Source organism: Mesorhizobium sp. M7A.F.Ca.CA.004.04.2.1 (genome assembly GCF_004022825.1).
GTDB lineage: Bacteria > Pseudomonadota > Alphaproteobacteria > Rhizobiales > Rhizobiaceae > Mesorhizobium.
Genome location: NZ_RZPH01001490.1, coordinates 1 through 962, shown reverse-complemented (window position 1 = coordinate 962; position 962 = coordinate 1). Strand labels below are relative to the sequence as shown.

The following is a 962-nucleotide window of genomic DNA, read 5'->3' as shown; positions in this document are numbered from 1 at the left end:
TGCCGGTATAGGCCGGTGGCGTCACCCATGCGTCGATGCGCGGCGGCACGATATCGCGCGCGCCATGGGCATTGAAGCCGTCGCTGATCCTGCCGCCCGTCGGTCCGAAGGAGAAGGCGAAGGCGGTAACGAGCAAAAGGGCCGCCACCGCGCGCAGCCCCCAGGGGTCGCGCTCCGGCACGCGCGTGCGCGGCAGGTCGGCGCCAAGGTTGTCGAGCTTTCCAGCCATACGCTTCTGGTGTTCGCGCCACAGCGCCTGCGAGAAGCTGCTTTCCCTGCCGCTGGGCCGGTCGGTCTGCACCAGCACCGGGCTGTGCAACAGTTGATTGGCGGCCTCTATGCGGCGGTCGATTTCGCCGGCGCCCGGCAGGCGGAAGAAGCGCAGCGGATAGAGCGCGGCCAGTGCCGCTATGGCAAAAGCAGCGACCAGGCCGATGCGCGCCATATCCGGCAGCCGGGAGAACAGCCCCAGCCAGGAGATGCTGAGGAACAGGCTGGCGACGATGACGAGCGGGAGCAGCAACGGCCAGCCGCGCTCGACCATCATCGAGACCCGCGTCGCCAACCGGCTCAAGGCCAGGCGTCCGGCCAGGCCGCGATCACTGCTGAAGGTGGGTCGTTGCGTCATCGGCCCTTCCTTGAGCCTATCCCGAAAACCGGGATGCGGCCTTATCCCTTTGAGCATGATCTGTTCCGAAAGGGATTTCACTTTTCGGGATCATGCTGTGGAGCGGGCAGGATAGCCCGACGCCTCACGACTCAAAGAATACCAGCAAACACGGCAAAGGCGAGGCAGTTCGGAAAAACGTGAAGTGGACCGTTATAGTTCCATCCTGCATACCCTTTAGAAGGCAGCAGGCCCTTTAGAAGGTAGCGGGGTCCGCATTCGCTCCGCAGACCAGCACGGCGACCCGTTCGCCCGCCGCCGGCGCATAGCGGCCCGACAGGACCGCGGCAAAGGC

Annotated in this window: 1 protein-coding gene and 1 pseudogene; both read right to left on the bottom strand. The window is 65.4% G+C overall.

Annotated features, from left to right (window positions below; genetic code table 11):
* Nucleotides 1–628 (bottom strand): DUF4175 family protein (locus EN893_RS35625; protein ID WP_128362249.1); only part of this gene is annotated, 628 nt, incomplete at its 3' end.
* A gap of 235 nt (nucleotides 629–863) precedes the next feature.
* Nucleotides 864–962 (bottom strand): annotated as a pseudogene (locus tag EN893_RS39690) (threonine/serine dehydratase); the annotation flags it as partial.